The following is a 1,486-nucleotide window of genomic DNA, read 5'->3' as shown; positions in this document are numbered from 1 at the left end:
GCCGCGTTGGTCGTCATGCTCGAGGACACGGCCACCAGCGTGTAGCCGTCGGGCGCGGCCTTGGCGACCTGGCCGGTGCCGGTGTTGCCGCTCGCGCCGGGACGGTTGTCGATGATCACCGGCTGCTTGAGCTCGTCGCCCAGTTCCTTGGCCACCTGGCGCGCGAAAGTGTCGTTCGAGCCCCCCGCCGGATAGGGCACCACGATGGTGACGGGCTTGCTCGGGTAGGCCGCGGCCTGTGCGAACGCGCCGCCGCTCAACAGCAATCCGCCGGCAAAGGCGGCCACGGCGAGCGCGCGCAGGCGAAAGGGCGAGTGAGAGTGAATGTGCATCTGTCTTGTCTCCTGGTCTTATCTGAAARAGGCTCAGCCCGGCAGCAGGCCGAGGCTGCGCGCGCTCGCAACGATGGCGCGCGCGCGGATCACGAAAGGCATGTCGATCATCTTTCCGTCCACCACATAGGCGCCCACGCCGCCGGCGTCGGCCGCGCGGGCAGCCTCGACCACCTTGCATGCGTGCGCGATCTCCTCGTCGGTGGGACGGAACACCTCGTTGGCGATCGCGATCTGGCTCGGGTGGATGCAGGTCTTGCCGAGGAAGCCGAGGTTGCGCGCGAGCATGGCTTCGGCGCGGAATCCCTCGGCGTCGCGGATGTCCGCGAAGGCGCCGTCGTAGGCATAGACGCCCGCCTCGCCCGCCGCCATGCGCACCGCGAACATCGCCTGCTGGATCGCGGCCGGCTCGCGCCGCGCAATGCCCAGCGGTTCGAACAGGTCGCCCAGGCCCAGCTGCAGGCCCGCCAGGCGCGGATGCGCGAGCGCAAGCTCGGCCGCGGTGCGCAAGGCCGCGGGCGCCTCGATGTTCAGCAGCAGGCCGATCGGCGTGCCCACGCCATTGGTGCGCTCGGCGCGTTCGATCGCCTCGACCGCGCTGCGCACATGGGCCGCGCTTTCGGGCTTCGGGATGTTGATCAGGTGCACGCCGGGCTGCGCCACGGCCACAACGTCCTCCGCGAAATGCGGCGTGTCCATCGCGTTGACGCGAACGATCACGGTCTTGCCCGACGCGGCCGTGCCGCCGCCGTGCAGCAGCAGCTGCCGCACGGCGTCGCGCGCCTCGCCCTTGCGCGGCTCGGACACCGCGTCTTCCAGGTCGAAACAGACGCCGTCCGCTGCGCTGCCCAGCGCCTTGGCGAACAGCTCGGGGCGCGTGCCGGGAACGAAGAGTTTGCTTCTCATGCGCCGCAGTGTGTGCGGTTCACGAGATCGAAAAAACACAGGCTCCCTATGATCAGATGATAGAAAATTTATCATTCATGGAAACAGCCTACCTGCAAAGCTTTCTTCTGGTGGTGGAATCGGGCTCCATGTCGGAGGCCGCGCGCCGCCTCGACCTGACGCCCGCGGCCGTGGCGCAGCAGATCCGCACGCTGGAGCGCGAACTCGGCGCGCCGCTGCTGGCGCGCGCCGGCCGCACGGTGCAGCCC

Annotated in this window: 3 protein-coding genes; 1 reads left to right on the top strand and 2 read right to left on the bottom strand. The window is 69.2% G+C overall.

The genetic code is table 11. The features are described 5' to 3' along the window. Both AC1DOC_RS33300 and AC1DOC_RS33295 read right to left on the bottom strand, forming a co-directional pair. Nucleotides 1-332: Bug family tripartite tricarboxylate transporter substrate binding protein (locus AC1DOC_RS33300; protein ID WP_478131527.1), on the bottom strand; the 332-nt coding region annotated here is incomplete at its 3' end. A gap of 33 nt (nucleotides 333-365) precedes the next feature. Further along, nucleotides 366-1,238: an HpcH/HpaI aldolase/citrate lyase family protein gene (locus AC1DOC_RS33295; protein WP_412511566.1), complete on the bottom strand. Its 873-nt coding sequence runs from the start codon at nucleotides 1,236-1,238 to the stop codon at nucleotides 366-368. Between the two features lie 77 nt (nucleotides 1,239-1,315). Here AC1DOC_RS33295 and AC1DOC_RS33290 point away from each other — a divergent pair. Continuing rightward, nucleotides 1,316-1,486 (top strand): LysR family transcriptional regulator (locus AC1DOC_RS33290; RefSeq protein WP_478131528.1); only part of this gene is annotated, 171 nt, incomplete at its 3' end.

The organism is Variovorax sp. 01T439_2 (assembly GCF_056398445.1).
This window is presented reverse-complemented; position numbering and strand designations above follow the sequence as displayed.